Origin of the sequence: Streptomyces sp. NPDC088732, from assembly GCF_044751205.1 — a bacterium.
Taxonomy (GTDB): domain Bacteria; phylum Actinomycetota; class Actinomycetes; order Streptomycetales; family Streptomycetaceae; genus Actinacidiphila.
Genome location: NZ_JBIVLI010000007.1, coordinates 310,044 through 330,506, shown reverse-complemented (window position 1 = coordinate 330,506; position 20,463 = coordinate 310,044). Strand labels below are relative to the sequence as shown.

The following is a 20,463-nucleotide window of genomic DNA, read 5'->3' as shown; positions in this document are numbered from 1 at the left end:
CGGACAGGACGACTGCGCGCCGGGGGCGGGAAACCGCCCGCGGCGTACGATGGAAGGTGAATTCTCGGCGAGCCGACGCGGGAGGCCGCGATGCGAACGCCCGGAACACCCGCCCTGCCGCGCAGCGGCCGCCACTGGGCCGTCGCCGCGGTCCTCGCCGCCCTTGCCGTGGTGGTCGCCCTGAGCGTCGGCGTCCCCTTCGCCGCGGTGTTCATCCTCGCGGTGGCGCTGATGTGCCCGCTGCTCATGATGATCATGCTGCACGCGCTCCGCGGCCCGCGTCGCGGCGGCTTTCAGCCCCGGCCGCCGGATTCGCCGCCGCGGGTCTGACCGGCCGCCGAGGCCCGTCCCAGCAGCAGGGCGCGCTCGCGCTCGTTGCGGGTGAGTTCCGCGGCGCGCAGGAATTCCGCGCGTGCCTCGTCGTGGCGGCCCAGGCGCTCCAGCAGGTCGCCGCGGACACTCGGCAGCAGGTGGTACTCGCGCAGCGCGGGCTCGCCGGTCAGCCGGTCCACGACGGCCAGCCCCTCCTGCGGCCCGTACGCCATGGTGACCGCGACCGCCCGGTTGAGCTCCACCACCGGCGAGGGCGCCCGCACCGCCAGCACCCCGTACAGGTCCGCGATGCGCCGCCAGTCGGTGTCCTGCGCGCGGGCCGCCTGGGCGTGGCAGGCGGCGATGGCGGCCTGGAGCGCGTACGGCCCCGGCGGGCCGCCGGCCGCGTCGGAGCGGGCCAGGGCGGCGAAGCCGCGGCGGATCAGCAGCCGGTCCCAGCGCCGCCGGTCCTGGTCGATCAGCAGCACCGGCTCACCGTCGGGGCCGGTCCTCGCCGCCGCCCGGGACGCCTGGATCTCCATCAGCGCGACCAGGCCGTGGACCTCGGGCTCCTTCGGCATCAGGCCGGCCAGCAGCCGCCCCAGCCGCAGCGCGTCCTCGCAGAGCGCCGGGCGCATCCAGTCGTCCCCGGCGGTGGCCGAGTACCCCTCGTTGAAGACCAGGTAGATGACCTCCAGCACCGAGGACAGGCGCTCGACCCGTTCCGGTCCCTGCGGCTGCTCGAAGGGCACCTCCGCCTTGGCCAGGTTGCGCTTCGCCCGGACGATGCGCTGCGCGACGGTCGCCTCGGGCACCAGGAAGGCCCGTGCGATCTCGGGGGTCGTCAGGCCGCCCAGCAGGCGCAGGGTGAGCGCCACCCGCGCCTCGGTGGACACCACCGGGTGGCAGGCGGTGAAGACCAGCCGGAGCAGGTCGTCCTCGATGTCGTCGTCGGCCGCCGCCTCGGCCGCCGCGAAACCGGCCTCGGACTCGGGCGGGCGCGCCTCCAGGGCGTGCCCCAGCTCCTCCAGCTTGCGCGCGAAGACCTCCTTGCGGCGGACGAGGTCGATCGCGCGGTGCTTGGCCGCGGCCGTGAGCCAGGCGCCGGGGTTGGCGGGGACACCGTCCCGGGGCCACTGCTCCAGGGCGGCCACCAGGGCGTCCTGGGCGAGTTCCTCGGCGACGCCGATGTCGCGCACGACGCGCGCGACAGCGGCGATCACCCGGGCCGACTCGATCCGCCACACCGCGTCGATCGCTCGGCGGGCGTCATCGGAGCCAGAAGCCGTACCGGTCACAGCCACCCATCAGAGCAGCCGCCCCCGGGAGCCGCAACCCGTTCGGCGGAGCGGCGCGGCCGCGCCCTCAGGCCAGCTCGGGGGCCTCCTCCACCTCGCGGACCTCGCAGGTGAGCTCCCATTCGTCGCCGTGCACCTGGAGGAAGCGCTTGGTCCACTCCAGCGCCTCCTCCTTCGACTTCGCCTGGATGATCGCGTAGCCGCCGATGAACTCCTTCGACTCGGTGAAGGGCCCGTCGACGACGGTCAGCTTCCCGTGGTCCCAGTGCATCCGGAAGCCCTCGGCGGGCGGGCGCAGCCCGGCGGTGTCCAGCAGCACGCCGGCCGCGGACATCTCCTCGATGAGCTTGCCCATGTCCTGCATCAGCTGCTCGCTCGGGCCGCCTGCCGGGACCTTGTCCTGGTCGATCAGGATCAGGGACATGAAACGCATTGCCGTACTCCTCTGTCTTGGTGCAGGCGGGGCCGCTGCCCCGCTTCTGCATACGCGTCGAACGGGCGGCACGCGGATCGACACGTCGGCCGAAGATTTTTTCCGGGCCGGTCCCGGCGGGGTCGGCGAGGGCCCGCGGGGCCCTCGCCGCGAGGGCGGCGCAATCGGGTGACGTGCACGTAAGCCCGCCCGTACAGGGGTCACCCGGTCCGGTGATATCCGGCGGCCGGGCTTGGTCCCGGGGGATCCCGGCCGTGATGCTGAGGAGAGAGCGGCTGCGCCCCGGACCAGACGCCGCGCCGGGTGCGCGGCGGGCGTGTGCCCGGCATGAAGGAATTTGTCCCAGATGATCCAGATTTTCTTCGCGGCGACGCAGTACGCGGCGGCGACCGTCACGGCGGCCGTCCGGGCGGGGCTGTTCGGCCCGCGCGAGGGGCACCGGCGCCTCCTCGTGGTGAGCAACACCTCGGCCATCCCCGAACTGACCACACCATTGGACCGGATGGCCGGATTCGAGGAACTGCGCCCGGAGTTCGACGCGGTGCACTTCTGGAACGAGACCGTCGCCCCGCACCACCCGGTCGGCTGGTCCCCCCGCGAGCAGGACCTCACCCTGTGGGAGCGGTCGCTGCGCCTGGCCTGGGACCTCGGGGACGAGCCGGTGGAGATCGCCTGCGAGTCCCTGCAGGCCAACCCCTCCCGCGCGGCGGCCGAGATCTTCGCCGAGAGCACGATCCATGTGTACGCGGACGGCCTGATGAGCTACGGCCCCACCCGCGACCGGCTCCCCGGCGGCATCGCCTGCCGCATCGCGCGCCTGCTCCACCTCGACCTGCTGCCGGGACTGCGCCCCCTGCTGCTCTCGGAGTACGAGGTGGAGGCGGTGCCCATCCCGGTCGAGTCCTTCCTGCGCACGCTCTCCGGCATCGGCGCCGCCGCGCCGGCCGTGTCCGGCCGGTACACCGCGGTGCTCCTCGGCCAGTACCTGTCCGCGCTGGACCTCATCTCCGAACAGGAGGAGGAGGAGCTGCACGCGCGGATACTGCGCGGCGCGGTGGCCGCGGGCCACACCTCGGTGCTCTTCAAACCGCATCCCAGCGCACCCGCGCACCTGTCGCGCTCCATGGAGCGGGCGGCCGCGGAGCTCGGGGCCGAACTGGCCGTCCTCGACGCGCCGGTGCTCGCCGAGACCCTCTTCGAACGGGACCGTCCCGAGCTCGTCGTGGGCTGCTTCTCGACGGCGCTGGTCACCGCCGCGTCCTTCTACGGCATCCCGGTCGCCCGGGTCGGCACCGAACTGCTGCTGGAGCGGATCAGCCCGTACGAGAACAGCAACCGCGTACCGCTGACGCTGATCGACGCCGCGCTGCCGGACCTGGAACGCGACACTGAGGTGGTCGGCAAGCCCCTTGCGCTCACCGGGGAGTTGGTCGCGGAACGCCTCGCGCCGCTGATCCGGACCGTGGGCTACTGCATGCAGGCGCGGGCCCATCCCGGGCTGCGTCCGGAGGCGGAGGCCTGGCTCACCCGTCATCAGGCGGGCCCGGCGCGGTACTTCAAGCGCCGCCGCCTGACGAGCCTGCGGCTCCCCGGCGGGGCCCCGGTCCGCGCCGAGGCGCTGCGCCGCCATCCGGCCGTGCGGCGCATCGTGCGCACGCTGCGAGCCGTCAGGTCGTGAGCGCGGGCCCCGGGCGAGGGGCGGCCCGGGCACGGCCCGCGGGATCCGTCGCACCGGTCCTTCCCGGATCCGCCGCGGGCACAACAGCGAACGTCAGCTGTCGGCATCTGCTGCGCCCCATGCCCATGACGTTGAATCACTTGATCGGATGGGGCAAAAGCGGCCAGTTTTGGGCATCCGGGTTGCGCCGGGGTTGATCACCTCTAGATTCCGTCCGGATGCGGCGGGTGCCGGGCGTGACGTGCCGTGTCGCGGAAGCGTTGAAGGTGGGGACGATGCGCCCGGGGTGCAGTTTTGGTGATGCTCGGGAAAATCGCCCCGGGGCGCGTGGAATCGCTGTCAGGATTTCCGGGGTCGGAACGTCGCCGGAAGGAGGGCCGGCCCGGGCGGACGGATGGTCCGCGTTGCGCTGTCCAGAAGTATTGGACGGCACGTCTGGTCACGTCGGACGCTAGTGGCTGGGGCGGCTCGCGGCAAGCATTTCGCGGCATTTGAGTCCGGACGGTGCCGCGTGGAAGGGTGAAGGTGCAGGTGAGGGCAGCCGCAGCCGGGGCGTGCCGCGGTGGCCGCTATAGACTCGATCTCACCCGGACGGGTCAACCGACGTGCTAGCAGGAAGAATCCACCCCGTGGGCAACGCACTGCAGGAACTGATCAGGCGCCGGCTGGAGCAGCGGGGCTGGTCGTACGGCGAGGTGGCGCGCCGGGGAGGCGTGCCGCGGTCGACCGTGCACCACCTGGCCACCAGCGCGCGGGTTGCCAGGATGCCGCAGCAGTCCACTCTGGACGGGCTGGCCCGGGGCCTGGAACTGCCGCTGGACGCCGTGCGCAGAGCCGCCGCCGAGGCCTGCGGGATCCACCTGTACTTCGCGGACGGCGCGGCCGCCGGCGGTGAGGGCGGTGCCGCCCCCGACCCGGAGGTCGCCACCCTGATCGCCAGCGTCCAGCGGCTGTCCGAGGCGGATCGCCGCCATGTCGCCGCACTCGTCGAGTCCTTGCTGCGCAGCGCCCCTGAACCGGACGCCGGACCCGGGTCCGGCGCAGGTCCCGCGGCCGCCCCGGAGTCGTCCGGCTGATCGCCCGTCATGACCGCCGGCGCGGCGGGAAGATGGGGGAGCCGTTGGTGGATGGACAGGTACTGCCGATGGCCCGGGCGGTCTGATGCAGCAGTGTGCTGATTTGGCCCTTGCCGGGGTCCGCTGACCGGGGCATCCCCTCCAGAACGGCATGGGCATGCCGGTTCTGCCGTGCCGGGTGGTGGTGAAGTAACCCAAGAACGGACAAAGAGCGGAGGGAACGGGGATATTCTCTCCAGTCCCGGGACGAGTGGGTGGGCCCCCGGAGCCTCCGGTGAGAGGGGTGCACGTGCTTTTCGTTCAAGGGGCGTCCGCGACCGCAGTCGTCCGCCACCGGACAGGAGAGTCCGTTGTTCTGCTTTCCGGCGAACTCCCCTCCGTTCTGACCCCGTCGAGTCTGAACGAACTGCTGAATCTGGCTGCCGCGGTACTGACCCCGGAGGAGATGGAGCTGTTCCGGAGCTGTCTGACCGCGCTGCGCTGCGGGGAGAAACTCCAGGAGCGCCGCATCGAGGTGAGCGGCGCGGTCCTCACCGTCTACAGCAGCTGATCCGCCATCATGGCGGGCAGGGGCGGGGCCCCCGGGGGAATGCGCCCCCCGGGGGCCCGCCTCATGAGCCCGCGGGATCAGAAACGCCCGCCACGGAAACCGTCGCCGCAGCCGCAGTCCCTCCCGTCGCGTCCGAACACGAAGCGTTCGCCTCCGAAGCCGAACCGGTCACCTCCGCGGTTGTCCCAGCCCCGGCCGTGGCCCCAGCCGTTGCTCCAGCGGTAGTAGGTCCACAGCCGGACCCCGCCCCGGTGGTGGCCCCCGCACCAGTTGCCGTTGTGGCCCCGGCCCCAGCCTCCGTCGCCGCGGCCCCAGCCGTCACCCCGGTCCCAGCCGCCGGAAACGGCGTGCGAGGGCGCGGCCACGGCCGTGCCGGTGAGCGGCACGATCACCGCGACGGCTGCCAGGGCGGTCGTCGCAGCGGCCCGAGCGATTTTTCTCATCGGTTTTCTCCTCACAGTGGATGAATTGCCGGATGGCCCGCCGAACGTTACTCGGCGACTGGACGGAATTCATTCGGCGACGGGTGCCGGCGAGGCCGATCGGGCGACCTGGGAAGGAAGTTGTCAACGAGATGCAAAACCGCCCGTGAGCTTTGCCGTCGACTCTGTTGAGGGCTTTCGGTGAACGGTCCCGGGAAACACCCTCCAGGGTGACCGGTATTCGGCATGTCGGGCGCCGGAGGCGTTTTTGGAAATGCCCCGGAAATTGAGTCCGTAAAATTCCCTGTCGTGTGTTTCAGCTGCTGTGGACGGTGAGGACCGCGCCGCTCACCTCGATGCGGCGCTCCTGGAGTTTCTCCCCGCAGCGCAGCGCGGTCAGACAGCTCCGGAACAGCTCCATCTCCTCCGGGGTCAGTACCGCGGCAGCCAGATTCAGCAGTTCGTTCAGACTCGACGGGGTCAGAACGGAGGGGAGTTCGCCGGAAAGCAGAACAACGGACTCTCCTGTCCGGTGGCGGACGACTGCGGTCGCGGACGCCCCTTGAACGAAAAGCACGTGCACCCCTCTCGCCGGAGGCTCGGTCGGCTCTTGCACCTCGGAGATCGAGAGGATAGCCACCGATTCGCCGGACTTCGCCGCTTCCATGGGGACTTCCTCAGTTCGGGAAGCGAGCGGATTGACCCGTTCGGGTGATAACGGGGTGGCCCGGTGGTGCGGCCGGCCGGCCGCACGACGGCCTCCCACCAGTTGTTTCCCGTACCAGGCTGCACAGTTGACGCTGCGTCGGCACAGGCGAGGACGCTTGCCCGGGGTGGGGTGCGCAGCTACTGTCCAACGCCGTCAGACAGTTCGTCCGGTGTGGATGGACGGATTCTGGGATCCGTTGCCTGCCCACGCCCCTCGTCCGAAGGAACCTTCATGCTCGACATGCGAGAGCTGGACACCGAGTCCGCGGAGCTGCTGCCCGGCCGCGAGGCCCTGGGCAAGCTCAAGTTCAGCTTCGTCAAGACGACGCACGTGACCAAGCACGTCGCGCACGTCGACGCCCACAACCAGTCGCTCGGCGTCAACGTCGACTCCCCGTACGCCGTCGCGCAGTCGCAGGCCACGCAGGCCATCAGCATCTGCCAGTAGCCCGCGGCCGCTCGCCCCCCATCATCCGAGAGAGGTACCCGTTCATGAACAACGACCAGCTCGACGCCGAGTCCGCGGAGCTGCTGCCCGGCCGCGAGGCCCTGGGCAAGCTGAAGTTCAGCTTCGTCAAGACCACCCACGTCACCAAGCACGTGGCGCACGTCGAGGCCCACAACGACTCGCTCGCCGCGAACGTCGACTCGCCGTTCGCGGTCGCCCAGTCCGAGGCCACCCAGGCGATCAGCATCCGCCAGTAACCACACCCCGTGTCCGTGCGGACCGCGCCCGGCGCGGTGCGGTCCGCCTCGGGAGGAAGAGCAGACGGTGCCCCACAGTCACAGGGCGGGCAGCCCCGGCCCCACGGGAACGGCGGTGTACGAGGCGGATGCGAGCCCGCCCGCGTACGACACCGGCTTTCCGGTTCCGCGTCTCGGCGCGGGACTCCAACTCCTGGGCGAGTACCAGGGATCGGGCTTCACCGAGCCCCGCTACCTGGTCCGCCGGGGAGACGGGCAGGTCGTGCAGCTGAGCAGGCTGCTCTACCTGGTCGCCGGCGCCATCGACGGACGCCGGGACACCGAGGCCGTCTCGCACCGGGTGAGCGGCCGGTTCGGCCGCGAGGTCAGCGCGGACAACATCCACTACCTGATCGAGCACAAACTTCAGCCGCTCGGCGTCACCGTGCCGTTCGGCCAGGAGGACGACAAGGTCAGCGGCCCGACCGCGGACCTGCTGCTGGTCCTGAAGGGCCACCGCGTGGTGCTGCGCGAGCGGCAGGTAGCCCGGATCGCGAGCGCCCTGGCCTGGCTGCACCGCCCACCGGTGGTCGCCCTGGTGCTCGGCGCCGCCGTCGTCATGGAGCTGTGGCTGTTCCTGGTGCACGGGGCGATGACACCGGTGCTCGAGGTACTGGAACAGCCGGTGCTGATGCTGGTGGTGTTCGCGCTGACGGTGGCCTCGCTGGTCTTCCACGAGTTCGGGCACGCCTCCGCCTGCCGCTACAGCGGCGCCCGGCCGGGCGCCATCGGCTGCGGGCTCTTCCTGATCTGGCCGTCCATGTACACCGACGTCACGGACGTGTACCGGATCGGCCGGGCCGGGCGCATGCGCACCGACCTGGGCGGCGTCTACTTCAACGTCGTCTTCATACTCGCCCTGGCCGCCGGGTACTTCGCCACGGGGCAGTCCTTCTTCCTCGGCGCGATCTATCTGGCGCACTTCGAGATCGTCGAGCAGCTGATGCCGGCGGTGCGGCTCGACGGCTACTACATCCTCGGTGACCTGGCCGGGGTTCCCGACCTCTTCGGCAAGATCAAGCCCATCCTGCTCAGCATGCGGCCGGGCCGCCCGGTGCACCCGGACGTCGCCGACCTCAAGCGCTCCGCGCGGGTCATCGTCACCGCGTGGGTCGTCACCATGGTGCCGCTGCTGCTGGCCGAACTCGGCTACGTGCTGTGGAACCTGCCGCGGCTGCTGGCCACGAGTCTGCGCTCGCTGGCCGAGCAACTGGCCGGGACCTGGTTCGCCTTCGCCGACGGCGAGATCGCCGCGGGCCTCGTCGGCATCCTCGGCAGCCTCATGCTGATCTGCCCGCTGGCCGGCGCGGCCTACCTGTCGGTCCGCCTGGGCGGGCGGGCGGTACGTGCCGTGGTCCGGGCCACCGAGGGCAACCTGCGGCTGCGGCTGGCCCTCTGCGGGGTCGTGCTGGCGGGAGGCGCGGCGCTCTGCGGCGCGTGGCTGGGCGGCGTGACCCCCAAGCCGCTGCCGCCGCAGCCGCCGATCGCCCCGATCCTGCAGCCCGGGGTGCCGGAGGTCCGGCCGCTCCGCACGGTGGCCCCCTCGCCGCTGCCCAGCACGACCCCGCCCTCGCTGCCCCCGGCGGCGAGCACCGCGCCCCTGGCGGCCGAGCCGTCCGCGTCACCGTCGCCGAGCGCCTCCTCCTCCGCTCCGGCGACGCCCAGCGCCTCCCCCTCGGCCGTCAGGACCTCCGCCTCGCCGCAGCCCACCCGCAGCGGCCCGACCCCCAGCGGCAGCAGTACCAGCGCGACGGCCGGGCCCAGTCCGTCCGAGGGCTCGCCCAGCGCCTCGCCCTCGGACTCGGTGACGCCGTCGGTGCCGCCCTCCACCCCGCCGTTCACCTTCATCAGCCCCCCGCCCTTCCCCTCGTGACGCGCGGCCGGTCCCCTCCCGTCGCGCACCCCCTTCCGCACACCCGTACAGGAGAAGCACGTGACGCACCGAAAGCCCCGCACGGGCACGTTCGGCCGCAAGGCCGCCGGGCCGGTCATGCTGGCCGCCGCAGGACTGGCCGCCCTCGCCACCGCGGCCCCGGCCGGAGCGGTCGCGGCACCGCGGTCGGGCATCCCCCGCGATGTCGCCGCCGCCGTCGACGAGGCCCACACCCTGGCCAATCGCGCCCACCGGGTCCAGTACGACGACTCGTTCGCGATCCACGAGTACGGCCCGCTCGTCGCCGCCGTCGCGCACAACCGGGCGGTCGCCGCCTCCGCCGGCTGCTCCCTCGACCGGCCGTGCCGGTCGGTGGCGCTGTCCTTCCAGATCGTCACCACGTCCGGTGTCGACATCCGGCGGATCACCGCCACGAACATCAGCCGCGCCGTGAACGAGCACTGCGCCGGCTGCCAGACCTTCGCCGGCGCGTACCAGTTCATCGTGGCGACCCCGCGCCCGCTCGTCCTGGGCCGGGCCGACCGCGCCCGGCTCGCCGACGTACGCCGCCGGCTGTCCGCACTGGAGCACTGCGACGACCCGGCCGGCGTGGTGGAGAGCCGGGCCGACGCGCTGGCCGCCGAGGTCAAGGCGATCCTCGGCCGGGCGGCGGACGCCGTGCCGGCGGCGCGCGGCGTGAGCCCGCTGAGCGCCTTCCAGCCCACCGTCAGCATGCGGCGCCACGTCAGCTGAAACGTTTCCTGAACGCACCGACCCACCGACTCCCGGACCGGGGCCCGCCCGCACACACCCCCTTACCCCCAGGGCGGGCCCCGGTCCGGGGCACACCCCGAACCGGCTCCCCCCGGAGGAAAAAGAAGTGCCCACTCGTCGTTACCCGCCCGAGCTGCGCAGCAAGGCCCTCGATCTGCTGACCGCCGGCGAGCCCGTACGGAAGGTCGCCGACGCGCTCGAGCTCAGCGACCAGACGGTCTACCAGTGGCGGCGCACCCACCTGCCGCACCTGGGCAGGAAGCGCCGGCTGCCGACGACCGGCGCCGAGCTCAGCGCGGCGCGCAGGCGCATCAGCGAGCTGGAGACCGAACTGGCCGTGCACCGGCGCGCGACGGAGCTGCTGCGCGATGTGGTGTCCCCAAAAGGCGTTTCGAGGCCGTGCACATGATGGCGGGGGAGGGGCTGCCCGTACGCACCGCCACCCGCGTGCTCGGCACCTCCGAGTCGGGCTACTTCACCTGGCGCAACCGCACCCCGTCGGCGCGCTCCCTGCGCCACGCATGGCTCACCGACCTCATCACCTCGATCCACACCGCCTCGCGCGGCACCTTCGGATACCGGCGCGTCCACGAGGAACTGCTGCTGCGGCACGGCGTCTCGGTCAGCCACGGCACGGTGGAACTGCTCATGCGCCGCGCCGGTCTCCAGGGACGGTCGGGCGTTCCCGGCCGGCTGTGGGTGACCGACGCCGTGTCACTGCCCACCCGGCAGGGCGACGTGCTGTGCGTGGTCGTCCTGGAGGCCCACAGCAGGCGGCTGATGGGCTGGAGCACCGGGCCCGGGCCCGCGGCCGGTGTCGCGGCGGACGCCCTGAGCAGGGCCGTACTGCGCGACGCGGCGCCCGCCGAGGCCGGCCCGGAGAGCGAGCGTGCCCCCCTCGTCACGCTCGTCTTCACCGACCGGGCGCACGCGGGCGGCCTGGCCCCGCCCACCGGCCTGGTCGCCGACCGCGCCGACCACGCGGTGGTCGCGGCCTTCTGGTCCCGTGTGTACACCGAACTCATCGGCCACCGGGAATGGAACAGCAGGCCCGAACTCACCGGCGCCCTGTCCGACTACTTCGAGGGGATCCGCGCATGACCGTGGAACGACCGACGCCGCCGCTGCCGATCTCCTCGTCGCTGCGGCAGCAGATCCGGCCGGGGCAGATCCTGCCCGCCACCCAGGCCCACCAGGTCATGCTGCACTGCGCGCTCGACGCCGCCGGTGTCCGTATGCGCGGCGACGACGCCTGGGCCGTCGCCCGGATCGCCGAACTGGACTATCCGACGGTCAACGCCGTGATCGGCTGGCTGCGTTCCGGACCGGCGGTGTCCTAGATGCGCGCCCGCTTCCGTGTGCGCCGGCGTCCGCGTCCGCTCCGGCGGGGCCGCGGTGTCCTGCCGCGCGCCGCCGGTCTGGTCCGCCGCCTCGCCGGGCCGCGCCGCCGTCCGCCGGCCGTCGAGCCGCTGCTGCCCATGACGGTCCTGTGCGTCATGGACGAGCTGGAATTCCTGCGCCGCGTGCGCGGCACCCCTTCCCCGGTGCCGCCGCCGGCCGTGCTCGACCGCGGCTGAACACGCCCGGGACCGCGCGCCGCCTGACGGCGCGTGTCCCGGGAACGGCAGCGCCCGGCCGCCGAAGCGGCCGGGCGCCCACCTGCCGACGCCAGGTCAGGCCTTCTTCGTCTCCTGGAAGATGGCGTCGATCTGGTCGATCAGGTCCAGCAGCTTCTGGCCCGTCGCCGGGTCGGTCGACGCCTTGGCGGCGCTGCCGGCCTTCAGCGCGTCGTTGAAGAGCTGGTGCAGCTGGGGGTACTTCTCGAAGTGCGGGGCCTTGAAGTAGTCGCTCCACAGCACCGAGAGGTGGTGCTTGACGAGCTCCGCACGCTGCTCCTTGATGACGATGGCGCGCGCGCGGAAGTGCGGGTCCTCGTTGGCCTGGTACTTCTCCTGGACCGCCTTGACGGACTGCGCCTCGATGCGGGCCTGGGCCGGGTCGTAAACGCCGCAGGGCAGGTCGCAGTGGGCGCTGACCTTCACCTTGGGCGCGAACAGGCGAGCGAGCATGACTGTCCTTCCTCGTGATCGTCTTTCCACGAGCGAGATTACTCCCTGTCCGGGTGGTTTTCTCGGGGCCCCTTGGTGCTTAGGACAAAAGTCTGGTGACACCCTGGGCTGGTGGAGGACGGGACGAGGAGGCTGAGCATGCGGGAACCGGGGGCTGGGCAGAGGAGGAGAGTGCCGTTCCAGCTGGTCGAGGTCACGGGTCCGTCGATGGCGCCGACACTGGTCCACGGCGACTGGCTGCTCGTGCGTCATGTCGCGGGCGCCGACGAGGTCCGTGAGGGCGAGGTCGTGGTGATGCGGCATCCGCTGCAGCAGGACCTGCTCATCGTCAAACGCGCCGTGGAGCGGCGCGAGGGCGGCTGGTGGGTGCTGGGCGACAACACCTTTGTGGAGAACGACAGCCGGGAGTTCGGCACCGTCCCGGACGAGCTGGTGCTCGCCCGGGGGCTCGGCCGGTTCCGGCCGCCGATCGAGGTTCAGCGGTCGGTGGCCGGGGTGGCGGGCTGGGTGGCGTCGTCGGTGCGGCCGCTGAGGGCCGACCGGTCGTTCTCCAGGCGCTTGCGGGCGCGGTAGGCGGCCACGTTGGCCCGGGTGGCGCAGCGGTCGGAGCAGTAGCGGCGCGAGTGGTTGGTCGACGTGTCGATGTAGGCGTTGCGGCAGGTGGTGGCCTGGCAGATGCCGAGCCGGTCCACCCCGAGGACGGTGAGCTGGAACGCCAGGCCCATGCAGGCGGTGGCGGCGTAGGACGCGGTCGCCGTCGCCGCGTGCTCGGCCAGGTGCATGTGCCAGTCCGGCCGGCCGCTCTTGTTCAGGTGCTGGTGCCCGGAGATCTGCGGGCTGACCGGGAACTCCAGCAGCAGTGAGTTCAGCAGGTCGACGGCGCGGACCTCGTCGCCCTCGGAGGCGGACTCGAAGACGCCCCGCAGGCGGGTGCGCACGCCGCGCAGCCGCTGCACGTCGGCCTCGGTGATGCGGCTCGCGGCCTGACTGGCCGGCCCGAACAGCTCCCGTACGGCCTCCACCGAGGTCAGGGTGTCGGTGCCGCGCTCGGGCTCCTCGCTGTTCACCAGGCGCGAGGCGAGGTCTGAGTAATGGGCCAGTTCCACTTGTAGTCCTTACGCCCGCGCTCTAGGGTTGGTAATGGCTGATCTGGCTTTCAGGGTATTACATCTGGAGGGGATGCGGATGTCCGGAACCACCACGACCACCACCGGGGCCGCCGGCTGGCAGGCCTGGCAGGACAGCTGGGACCGGCAGCAGGAGTGGTACCTCCCGGACCGCGAGGAGCGTTTCCGGATCATGCTCGACATGGTCGAGGCCCTGGTCGGCCCGGAACCCCGGGTGCTGGACCTCGCGTGCGGCACCGGCAGTATCTCCGACCGCCTGCTGCGCCGCTTCCCCGGGGCGACGTCCACCGGGGTCGACCTCGACCCGGCGCTGCTCACGATCGCCCGGGGGCACTTCGCCGGTGAACGGCGCGTCGAGTTCGTCACCGCCGACCTGCGCGACCCGCAGTGGCCGGCCCGGCTGCCGCACGGCCGCTACGACGCCGTCCTCACCGCCACCGCGCTGCACTGGCTCAAGCCCGGGCCGCTCGGCGACCTGTACGGCACCCTCGCCGGGCTGCTGCGCGACGGCGGCGTCCTGATGAACGCCGACCACATGCCCGACGCGTCCACCCCGCGGCTCAACGCCGCCGTCCGCGCCCTCGACCACGCCCGCCGCGACCGCGAGAAGGCCGCGGGCGCGCTGGACTGGGAGCAGTGGTGGGCCACCGCCAAGGCCGACCCGCTGCTCGCCGGCCCCGTCGAGGAGCGTTGGGCGATCTACGGCTCCCACGCGGACGGTGACGAACTGCCGCCCTCCTGGCACGTCGCGGCCCTGCGCCAGGCGGGTTTCGGCGAGGCACGGGAGATCTGGCGTTCGGCGACCGACGCGATCGTCCTCGGCCTGCGCTGAGCCGGCCCCCCGTACGCCCCGGCACGCGGAACGGCGAGGGACGGCGCCGCCGGGCGCCGTCCCTCGCCGTGTCGTGTCCCGCCCCGGGGCTCCGGTCAGAGCACCTTGGACAGGAACGCCTTGGTGCGGTCGTGCTGCGGGTTGGCCAGCACGTCGCGGGGGTGGCCGGACTCGACCACCACACCGTCGTCCATGAAGACCAGCGCGTCGCCGACCTCGCGGGCGAAGCCCATCTCGTGCGTCACGACGATCATGGTCATGCCGTCCTCGGCGAGCCCGCGCATCACGTCCAGCACGTCGCCGACGAGCTCGGGGTCGAGCGCGGAGGTCGGCTCGTCGAAGAGCATCAGCTTCGGCTCCATCGCCAGCGCGCGGGCGATGGCCACGCGCTGCTGCTGGCCGCCGGAGAGCTGCGAGGGGTAGTGGCCCGCCTTGTCGGCGAGGCCGACCCGGTCGAGCAGGCGGGTGGCCCGCTCGCGCGCGACGGCCTTGGACTCCTTCTTCACGCGCACCGGTGCCTCGATGATGTTCTCCATCGCGGTCATGTGCGGGAAGAGGTTGAAGCGCTGGAAGACCATGCCGATGTCGCGGCGCTTGGCGGCGACCTCGCGGTCCTTGAGCTCGTAGAGCTTGTCGCCCTTCTGCCGGTAGCCGACGAGTTCGCCGTCGACCGACAGCCGGCCCGCGCTGATCTGCTCCAGGTGGTTGATGCAGCGCAGGAACGTGGACTTGCCCGAGCCGGACGGGCCGATCAGGCAGAACACCTCACGGGGCGCGACCTCCAGGTCGATGCCCTTGAGGATGTGGGCCGGGCCGAAGTACTTGTGCACCGCTTCGGCCTTGACCATCGGACGGCCGCCGGTGCCCTTGCTGAAGTCGGTCATCAGGCACCTCCCGCCACCGGGCCGCGGCGGACCGGGGCCAGGTTCTGCTTGATCCTCTGCCACGGGGTGGGCGGCAGGTTGCGCGTCGTGCCCCGGGCGTAGCGGCGCTCCAAGTAGTACTGGCCCACGGAGAACACCGAGGTGAGCACCAGGTACCAGACCGCGGCGAGGAAGAGCATCTCGACCGTGGCGCCGGTGGTGTTGCCGATGTCCGTGGTGGAGCGCAGCAGTTCCGCGTACTGCGCGGCCTGCGCCGCCAGCGACGAGGTCTTCAGCATGTTGATGAACTCGTTGCCGGACGGCGGCACGATGACCCGCATCGCCTGCGGCAGCACCACACGGCGCAGGTTCTGCCCCTGGGTCATGCCGAGCGCGTGCGAGGCCTCGGTCTGACCCTCGTCGACGGACTGGATGCCCGCGCGCACGATCTCCGACATGTACGCGGCCTCGTTCAGCCCCAGGCCCAGCAGCGCGGCCATGAACGGGGTCATGAACTGGTTCATCTCGTCCTTGTAGAAGCCGAGATTGATGACCGGGAAGATCAGCGCCAGGTTGAACCAGATCAGCAGCTGGACGTAGACCGGGGTGCCGCGGAAGAACCAGATGTAGCCCCAGGCCACCGAGGAGGTGACCGGGTTCTTCGACAGCCGCATCACCGCGAGCACGATGCCCAGCACCAGTCCGACGAGCATGGACACCACCGTGATGATCACGGTGTTGCGCAGGCCCTTGAGGACGGCGGAGTCGAACAGGAAGTCCGGGATCGCCTGGTAGTTGATGTTCGCGTTGGCGAAGGCGTTGACGAGCAGGCCGAGCACCGCGAGCACCACCAGGGCGGCGACCCAGCGGCCGTAGTGCCGCACGGGGATCGCCTTGATGGCCTCGGGGTGGGAGGCCACGCCGGCCGGGGGCCCGGCCGGCGTGCTCTCGTCCTTGGGTTCCGATGTGTCTGACATGGGGAGTGCCCTCTTGCCGTCGTGGCTCAGGAGCCGCCGTTGACCTTGGCCTCGGTGACGGCGCCGTCGGAGACGCCCCACTTCTCCATCACCTTGCTGTAGGAGCCGTCCTTGATGATGGCGTCCAGCGCGGCCTGGAGGGCGTCACGCAGCTGGGTGTTGGACTTCGACACGGCGATGCCGTACGGGCCGGCCTCGACCTGCTCGCCCGCGAGCTCGAAGTTCTGGCCGCCGCCGGAGGTCTTCACCGCGTAGGCCGCCACCGGGAAGTCGGAGACGTCCGCGACAACGCCGCCCGCCTTGAGGCGGGTCTGCGCGTCCGCGTCGGTGTCGAAGGGCTGGATCGCCATCGGCTTGTCGCACTTCTGCGCCTTGAGCAGGTCCTGCGAGGTGGTGCCGCGCTGCACGGCGACGTTCTTGCCGCACAGGTCGGCGAGCGACTTGATGCCCTCCGGGTTGCCCTTCCTCACGATGATCGAGGAGCCCGCGGTGAAGTAGTCGACGAAGTCGACACCCTCGCCGACCTTCTTGCCGGTGGCGGAGTCGACGCCGTCCTGGCGGTTCTTGGTGTCGCTCATCGCGGACATCACCACGTCGTAGCGCTTGCCGCGCAGACCCGTGAGCAGGGTGTCGAACGTGCCGTTGTTGAACTCGAACTTCACGCCGAGCTGCTCGCCGAGCGCGTCGGCCAGGTCCGGGTCCATGCCGACGGTCTTGCCGCCGTCGACGAACTCCACGGGCGCGTAGGCGATGTCGGAGCCGACCTTGATCACACCGGCGGACTGCACCGACGCCGGCAGCTTGTCGAACAGCGGTGCCTTGGAGGCGCTGGTGGAGGGCGACGCGGAGGATCCCTTGTCCGTCTGGTCGCCGCAGCCGGTGAGCACGAGGGCACCGGCGACCGCGATCGCTCCGACGGCGGCGAAGCGGCTCGTCACGGTCGAGCGACGGGGGGTGGGTGCGGTCATTGCTGGTTCCTCCTGCGGGAGTCCTGGATCAGGCGATCATCCGGGTACATGTATGCGGTTGTCGCTACAGCGTGTGATCCCCGCATCTTGCCATCCGGGCATGTCTTCGGAGGTGTCCGGTTGTGTCAAAATCGCATAACGGGCGATCCCCTGGATCTCATCGGGCAGGTACACCAAGGCCGGACCGCGCTGGGGTCGCGTCGCGACGTTGCGTGCGTCACGTTTCCTGTCCCGCTATGCGGACAACTTGTCGCGTTCCCTGCGGAACCCCCCGGTGTGCGACACCGCGGAACGACGGAGTTGACTCGTCGGCGGAAACCCTCTTCCGGTACAACGGATCGTCACCCCTCACCTGGGGCCCTCGGCGCGCGTGCGGCGCGTCCGGCGTCCGGGCTGCCCGGGACCACTGCGCGCCCGGGCGCGGAAGCCGAGCCCACCTATCCCCTGTCGCGGGGGGTAGTACCCTCATAGACAATTCCGACAAAGGGGTCAACAGTGGCAGCGGAGATTCTGAATCCTCGCACCGACGGCAGTGAATCCGGCGACAGCGCAGGCAGCGAGGGCCCCGAGAGCCCGGTGGACCCGGCCTTCGCACTGCACCGCGGCGGCAAGATGGAGGTGTCCGCGACCGTCCCCGTGCGGAACGCCGACGACCTGTCGCTCGCGTACACCCCGGGCGTCGCGCGCGTGTGCACGGCCATCGCCGAGAAGCCCGAGCTGGTGTACGACTACACGTGGAAGTCCCAGGTGGTCGCCGTCGTCACGGACGGCACGGCCGTGCTGGGCCTGGGCGACATCGGCCCCGAGGCCTCGCTCCCCGTCATGGAGGGCAAGGCGATCCTCTTCAAGCAGTTCGGCGGCGTCGACGCGGTGCCGATCGCCCTCGCCACGACCGACGTGGACGAGATCGTCGAGACCGTCGTGCGCCTCGCGCCGTCCTTCGGTGGGGTGAACCTGGAGGACATCTCCGCGCCCCGCTGCTTCGAGATCGAGCGCAAGCTCCAGGAGCGCCTGGACATCCCGGTGTTCCACGACGACCAGCACGGCACGGCCGTCGTCACCCTGGCCGCGCTGCGCAACGCCGTCCGGCTGACCGGCCGTACGCTCGGCGAACTGCGCGCGGTGATCTCCGGCGCCGGCGCCGCGGGTGTCGCCATCGCCAAGATCCTCGTCGAGGCGGGCATCGGCGACGTCGCCGTCACCGACCGCAAGGGCGTGGTGCACGCCGGGCGCGAGGACCTCAACTCCGCCAAGCGCGAACTGGCCGCGTATACCAACAGGACCGGCCTCACCGGCTCGCTGGAGGAGGCCCTGGAGGGCGCGGACGTCTTCATCGGCGTCTCCGGCGGCACCGTCCGCGAGGAGGCCGTCGCGGGCATGGCCAAGGGCTGCTTCATCTTCGCCATGGCCAACCCGACGCCCGAGATCCACCCCGACGTGGCGCACCGGTACGCCGCCGTCGTGGCCACCGGCCGCAGCGACTACCCCAACCAGATCAACAACGTGCTCGCCTTCCCCGGCATCTTCTCCGGCGCCTTCCAGGTGCGGGCCTCCCGCATCACCGAGGGCATGAAGATCGCCGCCGCCGAGGCGCTGGCCGCCGTCGTCGACGGCGACCTGTCGGCCGACCGGGTGATCCCCTCGCCCTTCGACGAGCGGGTCGCCCCCGCGGTCGCCGCGGCCGTCGCCGCGGCCGCCCGGGCGGAGGGCGTCGCCCGGCGCTGAGCCGGCTGCCGCAACCAGCCGTCGCGCCGTCGCGCAGCGGCGCGTGTCACATCCCGGTACGGTTCCGCCGGGGTGCCGCGCGCCGCTAGCGTCATGGCCATGTTCGCTGCCTACGCCGCCCGCATCGACCGCGACCAGCCCCTGAACGGCCTCGAACTCGGGGACCGCCCCGAGCCGGAGGCCCGCCCCGGCTGGAGCACCGTCACCGTCAAGGCCGCCTCCCTCAACCACCACGACCTGTGGTCGCTGCGCGGGGTGGGCCTCGGCGAGGAGAGCCTGCCGATGATCCTCGGCTGCGACGCCGCCGGGATCGACGAGCACGGCAACGAGGTGGTCGTCTACCCGGTCGTCGGCCTCAGCGGCCACGGCGTCGGCCCCGACGAGCCCCGCTCCATCCTCACCGAGCGGTACCAGGGCACCTTCGCCGAGAAGGTCTCCGTCCCCACCTGGAACCTGCTGCCCAAGCCGAAGGAACTCTCCTTCGAGGAGGCCGCCTGCCTGCCCACGGCATGGCTGACGGCCTATCGGATGCTCTTCACCAACGCCGGTGTCCGGCCCGGCGATTCGGTGCTCGTCCAGGGCGCCGGCGGCGGCGTCGCGACCGCGGCGATCGTGCTCGCCAAGGCCGCGGGCCTGCGGGTCTACGCCACCAGCCGCGACGAGGCCAAGCGCAAGCGCGCCGAGGACCTGGGCGCGGACGCCGCCTTCGAGCCGGGCGCGCGACTGCCCCGGCGGGTGGACGCCGTCATCGAGACCGTGGGCGCCGCCACCTGGTCGCACTCGGTCAAGTCGCTGCGGCCGGGCGGCACCCTGGTCATCTCCGGCGCGACCTCCGGCCCCAACCCCCAGGCCGCGGAGCTCAACCGGATCTTCTTCCTGGAGCTCAAGGTCGTCGGTTCCACCATGGGCACCAAGGACGAGCTGGAGGACCTGCTGAGCTTCTGCGCGGTCACCGGGGTCCGTCCGGTCGTCGACACCGTGCTGCCGCTGGACCGGGCCCGCGAGGGCTTCGAGAAGATGGCCGGCGGCGACCTGTTCGGCAAGGTCGTCCTGACGGTCTGAAGGCGCCCGCTGCCCCGCCGGGTATCCCGCACGGACGCCCCCGTGGCGCCCGTGCGGGACGGCCGGTCAGTCCTTCTGGTCCTTGCGCCCGCCGCGCAGGACGACGCCGATGTGCGCGGCCGCGGTGGACAGGTGGCGGCGCACCTCGCGGAGCTGCTCGGCGTCGACGCCGTTGTCGCGGGCCGCGTCCCGGACGTCGTCGCGGAAGCGGTCCAGCAGGCGCTCCAGGTCGCGGGCCGGGTCGCCGGTCGCCGCGGCGTCCTCCGCCCCCCATTCGGGGGCCTCGGCGGGCTCGGGCTTGACGTACGGGGGCCAGGTGGACGTGCGGCCGAACGAGCCCAGCTCGCGGGTGAGTTCGGCGAGGCCCTCGCGGACGCCGGCCTGCCAGTCGCCGCGCCGGACGTGGTCCTGGACCTCCTCCTGCACGCGCCGCGCGATGCGCTGCACCTCGTCGCGGGCGGCGTCCTGCGCCTCCTTGGCGGCGCGCTTGGCGTTGCGGGCCTCCTCACGGGCCTGCCGGATCTCCTCCTTCGACCGGCGCACCTGCTCCTTCCAGTCGGACTGGGAGTTCCTCGGCTGCGTGCGCGTCGCCTGCTGGGTGGCGGCCCGGATCTCCCGGCGCAGGTCCCCGGCCGCGCCGCGGACGTCCTCGCGGATCTCCGCGGCCAGGGAGGACACCGAGTCGCGGATCTCGTTCTCCAGGTCGGCCAGTTCGTCGCCGCGGGAGGCGAGTTCTGCGCGCCCGGCGTCGGTGATGGAGTACACCTTGCGGCCGCCCTCGGTGGAGTGGGTGACCAGGCCCTCCTGCTCCAGCTTCGCCAGGCGCGGGTAGACGGTGCCGGCGGAGGGGGCGTACAGGCCCTGGAAGCGCTCCTCCAGGAGGCGGATGACCTCGTAGCCGTGGCGCGGGGCCTCGTCCAGCAGCTTCAGCAGGTAGAGGCGGAGCCGGCCGTGGGCGAAGACGGGGGCCAT

Annotated in this window: 26 protein-coding genes; 16 read left to right on the top strand and 10 right to left on the bottom strand. The window is 71.8% G+C overall.

Annotated elements, in window-relative coordinates; all coding sequences use genetic code 11:
* The first annotated feature begins 90 nt into the window (after positions 1 to 90).
* The gene (locus ACIP9H_RS15580) at positions 91 to 330 is read left to right on the top strand and encodes a hypothetical protein (RefSeq protein ID WP_401580509.1); all 240 of its coding nucleotides are present in this window, start codon (positions 91 to 93) and stop codon (positions 328 to 330) included.
* Here the strand turns inward: ACIP9H_RS15580 and ACIP9H_RS15575 are convergent.
* Both ACIP9H_RS15575 and ACIP9H_RS15570 read right to left on the bottom strand, forming a co-directional pair.
* The gene (locus ACIP9H_RS15575) at positions 294 to 1,616 is read right to left on the bottom strand and encodes an RNA polymerase sigma factor (RefSeq protein WP_401580507.1); all 1,323 of its coding nucleotides are present in this window, start codon (positions 1,614 to 1,616) and stop codon (positions 294 to 296) included. The two genes, ACIP9H_RS15580 and ACIP9H_RS15575, sit on opposite strands and share 37 nt — an antisense overlap.
* Positions 1,617 to 1,677: 61 nt before the next feature.
* Positions 1,678 to 2,043 carry a YciI family protein gene (locus ACIP9H_RS15570; protein ID WP_401959399.1) on the bottom strand — a complete coding sequence of 122 codons (366 nt, stop codon included), beginning with the start codon at positions 2,041 to 2,043 and terminating at the stop codon, positions 1,678 to 1,680.
* 346 nt (positions 2,044 to 2,389) lie between these two features.
* Between ACIP9H_RS15570 and ACIP9H_RS15565 the strand changes: the two genes are divergently transcribed.
* The 3 genes from ACIP9H_RS15565 (at position 2,390) to ACIP9H_RS15555 (ending at position 5,347) form a co-directional block, all read left to right on the top strand.
* Positions 2,390 to 3,721 (top strand): polysialyltransferase family glycosyltransferase, encoded by a 1,332-nt coding sequence (locus ACIP9H_RS15565; RefSeq protein ID WP_401580504.1) that lies wholly within the window; start codon positions 2,390 to 2,392, stop codon positions 3,719 to 3,721.
* A 629-nt stretch (positions 3,722 to 4,350) separates the two neighbouring features.
* A complete protein-coding gene (locus ACIP9H_RS15560; RefSeq protein WP_401580502.1) occupies positions 4,351 to 4,797 on the top strand; it encodes a helix-turn-helix domain-containing protein in 447 nt (148 codons plus the stop codon).
* Positions 4,798 to 5,086: 289 nt separating this feature from the next.
* Positions 5,087 to 5,347 carry a hypothetical protein gene (locus ACIP9H_RS15555; protein WP_360907169.1) on the top strand — a complete coding sequence of 87 codons (261 nt, stop codon included), beginning with the start codon at positions 5,087 to 5,089 and terminating at the stop codon, positions 5,345 to 5,347.
* Between the two features lie 77 nt (positions 5,348 to 5,424).
* Here the strand turns inward: ACIP9H_RS15555 and ACIP9H_RS15550 are convergent, their stop codons facing one another.
* Both ACIP9H_RS15550 and ACIP9H_RS15545 read right to left on the bottom strand, forming a co-directional pair.
* Positions 5,425 to 5,790 (bottom strand): hypothetical protein, encoded by a 366-nt coding sequence (locus ACIP9H_RS15550; RefSeq protein ID WP_401580500.1) that lies wholly within the window; start codon positions 5,788 to 5,790, stop codon positions 5,425 to 5,427.
* 295 nt (positions 5,791 to 6,085) lie between these two features.
* Positions 6,086 to 6,436 carry a hypothetical protein gene (locus tag ACIP9H_RS15545; RefSeq protein WP_401580498.1) on the bottom strand — a complete coding sequence of 117 codons (351 nt, stop codon included), beginning with the start codon at positions 6,434 to 6,436 and terminating at the stop codon, positions 6,086 to 6,088.
* A gap of 273 nt (positions 6,437 to 6,709) precedes the next feature.
* Between ACIP9H_RS15545 and ACIP9H_RS15540 the strand changes: the two genes are divergently transcribed.
* From ACIP9H_RS15540 to ACIP9H_RS15505, 8 genes are all read left to right on the top strand, one after another.
* Entirely contained in the window at positions 6,710 to 6,925 is a 216-nt protein-coding gene (locus ACIP9H_RS15540; RefSeq protein ID WP_319665718.1) for a hypothetical protein, read from the top strand.
* Between the two features lie 44 nt (positions 6,926 to 6,969).
* Positions 6,970 to 7,182: a hypothetical protein gene (locus tag ACIP9H_RS15535; RefSeq protein ID WP_360907163.1), complete on the top strand. Its 213-nt coding sequence runs from the start codon at positions 6,970 to 6,972 to the stop codon at positions 7,180 to 7,182.
* A gap of 67 nt (positions 7,183 to 7,249) precedes the next feature.
* Positions 7,250 to 9,094: a hypothetical protein gene (locus ACIP9H_RS15530; RefSeq protein ID WP_401580497.1), complete on the top strand. Its 1,845-nt coding sequence runs from the start codon at positions 7,250 to 7,252 to the stop codon at positions 9,092 to 9,094.
* Between the two features lie 60 nt (positions 9,095 to 9,154).
* Positions 9,155 to 9,847, top strand: a complete 693-nt coding sequence (locus ACIP9H_RS15525) for a hypothetical protein (protein ID WP_401580495.1) — start codon at positions 9,155 to 9,157, stop codon at positions 9,845 to 9,847.
* A gap of 127 nt (positions 9,848 to 9,974) precedes the next feature.
* Positions 9,975 to 10,277 (top strand): transposase, encoded by a 303-nt coding sequence (locus ACIP9H_RS15520; protein WP_401580493.1) that lies wholly within the window; start codon positions 9,975 to 9,977, stop codon positions 10,275 to 10,277.
* A complete protein-coding gene (locus tag ACIP9H_RS15515; protein ID WP_401581111.1) occupies positions 10,274 to 10,969 on the top strand; it encodes an IS3 family transposase in 696 nt (231 codons plus the stop codon). Before ACIP9H_RS15520 ends, ACIP9H_RS15515 begins: the two co-directional genes overlap by 4 nt.
* Positions 10,966 to 11,208 (top strand): hypothetical protein, encoded by a 243-nt coding sequence (locus ACIP9H_RS15510; RefSeq protein WP_401580492.1) that lies wholly within the window; start codon positions 10,966 to 10,968, stop codon positions 11,206 to 11,208. Before ACIP9H_RS15515 ends, ACIP9H_RS15510 begins: the two co-directional genes overlap by 4 nt.
* Entirely contained in the window at positions 11,209 to 11,445 is a 237-nt protein-coding gene (locus ACIP9H_RS15505) for a hypothetical protein (RefSeq protein ID WP_401580490.1), read from the top strand.
* Between the two features lie 96 nt (positions 11,446 to 11,541).
* On the opposite strand, the gene sodN is transcribed toward ACIP9H_RS15505, so the two are convergent.
* Positions 11,542 to 11,937 (bottom strand): superoxide dismutase, Ni, encoded by a 396-nt coding sequence (sodN, locus tag ACIP9H_RS15500; protein ID WP_018563636.1) that lies wholly within the window; start codon positions 11,935 to 11,937, stop codon positions 11,542 to 11,544.
* A gap of 138 nt (positions 11,938 to 12,075) precedes the next feature.
* Here sodN and sodX point away from each other — a divergent pair, with 138 nt between their 5' ends.
* Positions 12,076 to 12,510, top strand: a complete 435-nt coding sequence (sodX, locus tag ACIP9H_RS15495) for a nickel-type superoxide dismutase maturation protease (RefSeq protein WP_401580488.1) — start codon at positions 12,076 to 12,078, stop codon at positions 12,508 to 12,510.
* Here the strand turns inward: sodX and ACIP9H_RS15490 are convergent.
* Positions 12,414 to 13,043 carry a CGNR zinc finger domain-containing protein gene (locus ACIP9H_RS15490; RefSeq protein WP_401580486.1) on the bottom strand — a complete coding sequence of 210 codons (630 nt, stop codon included), beginning with the start codon at positions 13,041 to 13,043 and terminating at the stop codon, positions 12,414 to 12,416. The two genes, sodX and ACIP9H_RS15490, sit on opposite strands and share 97 nt — an antisense overlap.
* Positions 13,044 to 13,122: 79 nt before the next feature.
* Here ACIP9H_RS15490 and ACIP9H_RS15485 point away from each other — a divergent pair, with 79 nt between their 5' ends.
* Complete coding sequence (locus ACIP9H_RS15485; RefSeq protein WP_401580485.1) at positions 13,123 to 13,896, top strand: class I SAM-dependent methyltransferase; 774 nt, start codon at positions 13,123 to 13,125, stop codon at positions 13,894 to 13,896.
* Positions 13,897 to 13,991: 95 nt separating this feature from the next.
* Here ACIP9H_RS15485 and ACIP9H_RS15480 read toward each other — a convergent pair whose 3' ends face one another.
* From ACIP9H_RS15480 to ACIP9H_RS15470, 3 genes are read right to left on the bottom strand one after another with little or no spacing between them, the layout of a single operon-like run.
* Positions 13,992 to 14,780, bottom strand: a complete 789-nt coding sequence (locus tag ACIP9H_RS15480; protein ID WP_401580483.1) for an amino acid ABC transporter ATP-binding protein — start codon at positions 14,778 to 14,780, stop codon at positions 13,992 to 13,994.
* Positions 14,780 to 15,736: an amino acid ABC transporter permease gene (locus ACIP9H_RS15475; protein WP_401580481.1), complete on the bottom strand. Its 957-nt coding sequence runs from the start codon at positions 15,734 to 15,736 to the stop codon at positions 14,780 to 14,782. Before ACIP9H_RS15475 ends, ACIP9H_RS15480 begins: the two co-directional genes overlap by 1 nt.
* A 26-nt stretch (positions 15,737 to 15,762) precedes the next feature.
* Complete coding sequence (locus ACIP9H_RS15470; RefSeq protein WP_401580480.1) at positions 15,763 to 16,704, bottom strand: ABC transporter substrate-binding protein; 942 nt, start codon at positions 16,702 to 16,704, stop codon at positions 15,763 to 15,765.
* Positions 16,705 to 17,199: 495 nt separating this feature from the next.
* Here ACIP9H_RS15470 and ACIP9H_RS15465 point away from each other — a divergent pair, with 495 nt between their 5' ends.
* Positions 17,200 to 18,429: an NADP-dependent malic enzyme gene (locus tag ACIP9H_RS15465; RefSeq protein ID WP_401580479.1), complete on the top strand. Its 1,230-nt coding sequence runs from the start codon at positions 17,200 to 17,202 to the stop codon at positions 18,427 to 18,429.
* A gap of 99 nt (positions 18,430 to 18,528) precedes the next feature.
* On the top strand, positions 18,529 to 19,491 hold the full coding sequence (locus ACIP9H_RS15460; protein ID WP_401580478.1) for a zinc-binding dehydrogenase: 963 nt from the start codon (positions 18,529 to 18,531) through the stop codon (positions 19,489 to 19,491).
* Between the two features lie 66 nt (positions 19,492 to 19,557).
* Here ACIP9H_RS15460 and ACIP9H_RS15455 read toward each other — a convergent pair whose 3' ends face one another.
* Positions 19,558 to 20,463: a helix-turn-helix transcriptional regulator gene (locus ACIP9H_RS15455; RefSeq protein WP_401959392.1), complete on the bottom strand. Its 906-nt coding sequence runs from the start codon at positions 20,461 to 20,463 to the stop codon at positions 19,558 to 19,560.